We start from the raw sequence: 1,299 nt of genomic DNA, 5'->3' as shown, positions 1-1,299 counted from the left end.
CGCCCGCACCGTCCGCCGACGCCTCGCCCTCCCCGGGCGGCTCACCCGCCGCCCCCCCCCCGCGCGCCGCACCGCCGACCCGCTGCGCCCCCGCCCCCGGCCCCCCCCGCGGGGGGCGGGCACCCGCACGATCCCGTCCGAACCCGCCCGCGTGTGGAGGAGAACCCGCCATGGCCCCTTCCCGGCCGTACACCACCGAGCACACCCTGACCGTCGACGCGCCGCCGCGGGCGCTGTACGACCTGGTCGCCGACGTCACCCGCTGGCCGGCCGTGTTCGGTCCCTGCGTCCACGTGCAGCACCTCGAACGCGGCGACCGCGAGGAGCGGTTCGAGATCTGGGCCCGGGTCGGCGAGAGCACCAGCAGCTGGACCTCCCGCCGCCGCCTCGACCCGGAGGCGCTGCGGGTGACCTTCGCCCAGGAGGTCAGCCGGGCGCCGATCGCCACCATGAGCGGCGAGTGGCAGTTCCTCGAGCTCGGCGACGGCCGGACCGAACTGGTGCTGCTGCACACCTTCACCGCGGTCGACGACGACCCGGCGGCGGTCCGCTGGATCACCGAGGCGCTGGACGCCAACAGCACCGCGGAACTGGCCGCGATCGCCGCCGTCGCCTCCGGCGGGCACGCCGTCGAGGACGTGGTGTTCTCCTTCACCGACACCCTGCGGCTGCCCGGCCGGGCCGCCGACGCCTACGAGTTCGTGCACCGCGCCGACCGCTGGGCCGACGCCCTGCCGCACGTGGCCCGGGTGGAGCTGACCGAGACCGCCGACGGCGTCCAGGACCTCCGGATGGACACCGTCACCGCCGACGGGTCGGCGCACAGCACCCGGTCCACCCGGATCTGCGCCGACGGCGCCTGGATCGCCTACAAGCAGCACCTCATGCCGAAGCTGCTGCTGGGCCACAGCGGCCGGTGGACCTTCACCGAGGACGCGGACGGCGCCCTCGCCACGGCCACCCACACCGTCCGCCTCGACCCGGCCGCGGTCGAGGGGGTGCTCGGCGCCGGCCGCACGCTGGCGGACGCCCGCGCGTACGTCCGCGACGCCCTGGGCCGCAACAGCCTCGCCACCCTCTCGCACGCGGCGGCGTACGCGGGCGCGCGGGGCTGAACCGGCGAGGGCCCGGACGAGCCGGGCACCGGTCGGGGGGGACCGGTGCCCGGCTCCTCGCGTGCCGCCGCGCGGGCCTTCTCGCGCCGGGCAGCGCAGCGGGGCCGGCCCCGCCCGGGGGGGGGGGGGCGGGCGGGGGGGCGGGGGGGGGGGTGGGTAGTTTTGGCGGTCGCCCCCGAACGGG

1 protein-coding gene is annotated in these 1,299 nt (G+C 78.1%); it reads left to right on the top strand.

The window, feature by feature from the left end:
- The first annotated feature begins 170 nt into the window (after positions 1-170).
- Complete coding sequence (locus ACFV0G_RS39440; protein ID WP_380558783.1) at positions 171-1,115, top strand: aromatase/cyclase; 945 nt, start codon at positions 171-173, stop codon at positions 1,113-1,115.
- The last annotated feature ends 184 nt before the right edge of the window (positions 1,116-1,299 follow it).

This window comes from Kitasatospora sp. NPDC059571 (assembly GCF_042735675.1).
Taxonomy (GTDB): domain Bacteria; phylum Actinomycetota; class Actinomycetes; order Streptomycetales; family Streptomycetaceae; genus Kitasatospora.
The sequence above is the reverse complement of the archived record's forward strand: the minus strand, read 5'-3'. Positions and strand labels throughout refer to the sequence as shown.

Coding starts and splice junctions, on each gene's coding strand:
- ACFV0G_RS39440 (WP_380558783.1), top strand. CDS start 171: ATGGCCCCTTCCCGGCCGTACACCACCGAGCACACCCTGACCGTCGAC.